Origin of the sequence: Synechococcus sp. N26 (assembly GCF_900473975.1) — a bacterium.
GTDB lineage: Bacteria > Cyanobacteriota > Cyanobacteriia > PCC-6307 > Cyanobiaceae > Parasynechococcus.
Genome location: NZ_UCNM01000004.1, coordinates 1 through 1,100 on the forward strand (window position 1 = coordinate 1; position 1,100 = coordinate 1,100).

The window sequence follows — 1,100 nt, forward strand, 5'->3', positions numbered from 1 at the left end:
AGATCCCGAATTCGAGACCTTCTACACAAAGAACATCCTTCTGAATGAAGGTCTGCGTGCCTGGATGGCACCGGCTGACCAGCCGCACGAAAACTTCGTCTTCCCTGAAGAGGTTCTGCCCCGCGGCAACGCCCTCTGATCTCAAGGCCGATTGTTCCTTCAACCGCCCATCCGGGCGGTTTTTTTTTGGTTCAGTTGCTGTCTGAATCAGGTCCCAGACGCAAGGTGAGATCGAGGCTGTTGCGTTGATCGAGCAGCGCTCGCAGTAGTGCATCGATGAGAAGAATGATGCCAACCAGCTCCAGCGCTTCCTCCAGGCCAGTGATGGCGCCGTACCAGGGGCTATGCAGTCGGATCAGATTCGATCGAACGGCAAAGCTGCCGATCATCTCCATTCCGATGGCACCGCCGATGTAGACGGCCCCTGCTCGCAGCAACCGTGATGCCGTTGCTCGGGAGATTGAGCCGAGGAAGCGGCGAAAGCGCCACAGCACGATGAGGGCGAGGACGGCGTAGGGCACCACCCAGGTGGATGCCAGAGCTGGGTGCACCTGGTGCCTGAGCCCTGGAATGATCAGGATCTCGTGGATCTGAAGGGCTTCGTCGAGTGCGAGAAAGATGAAAATCTTCGAGAGCAAACGCCAGTCTTTGGTCGCGATGCGATCGCTGCTCTGCCCCAGTCGTTGCATCAACAGGGCCGCCATCAGCAACAGTGCGCTGCTGAACAGGGTGGGCAAGTTGAGCTCCCGGTCCATGTTGAGGCTGTCGAGCCAATGTTTCTTCGCCCCAAAGCCATAAATGCCCACTTGCACGACGCTGTGGGCAACCAATAGTCCTCCGGTGACGGCAGTCAGCAGCTTTCGGATCGATCTTGGCGTCAGTGGAATGATCCCGATCTGGTTTGGATTTCCTGTAGTGGGTTTTTTAATCACGGTTCGCTTGTGGGGTGGATGAACTCCGGCCTCATACTTTGTTCCTAAACCTTTGCTTAACCTGTGCTTCTAGCAAGGTGCTGCATTGGGCTATGACCTGCAAGGGGGTTACACCTCCTTCGGTGTGGCTGCGATCTTCCGCTTCCTTCTCTTCCTCCAGGGCTTCCA

The 1,100-nt window shown here is 56.7% G+C and carries 1 protein-coding gene and 1 pseudogene; one reads left to right on the plus strand and one right to left on the minus strand.

The genetic code is table 11. The features are described from left to right. A pseudogene (locus DXY33_RS03020) lies at positions 1-139 on the plus strand (photosystem II D2 protein (photosystem q(a) protein)); the annotation flags it as partial. 52 nt (positions 140-191) lie between these two features. On the opposite strand, the gene DXY33_RS03025 reads toward DXY33_RS03020, so the two are convergent. After that, positions 192-932 (minus strand): hypothetical protein, encoded by a 741-nt coding sequence (locus DXY33_RS03025; protein WP_115131706.1) that lies wholly within the window; start codon positions 930-932, stop codon positions 192-194. Positions 933-1,100: the final 168 nt, after the last annotated feature.